Annotated in this window: 1 protein-coding gene; it reads right to left on the reverse strand. The window is 64.3% G+C overall.

From position 1 onward, the window contains the following. Positions 1–245, reverse strand: a 245-nt coding sequence (locus ACPYOG_RS19690) for a DJ-1/PfpI family protein (RefSeq protein ID WP_481295808.1), incomplete at its 3' end; no start/stop codon positions are given. Between the last annotated feature and the right edge of the window lie 21 nt (positions 246–266).

Here is a 266-nt window from a genome sequence, read left to right on the forward strand (position 1 = left end):
GCAAGACGCCGCGCATTTTGCCAGTGCGTGGTAACCTTGCGCCCATCGAGAAGCCCCGCCGCTCCCAGACAGAATGCCCCGGTGCAAACCGAACCGAAGATCCGACTGGCGGCGGACAGGCGGCGGACGCAATCGATCAGGTTTTGCGGGAACTTGGTATCCGGAAGGGCGGGGCCGCCCGCGATCAGGAACAGGTCGTAGGGTCCGGCTGCTTCGTCATAGGACAGATCCGCGACCAGCGTCATGCCATTCGATGCGCGAAGGGG

It is taken from the genome of Leifsonia sp. HAY1-4F, assembly GCF_056755275.1.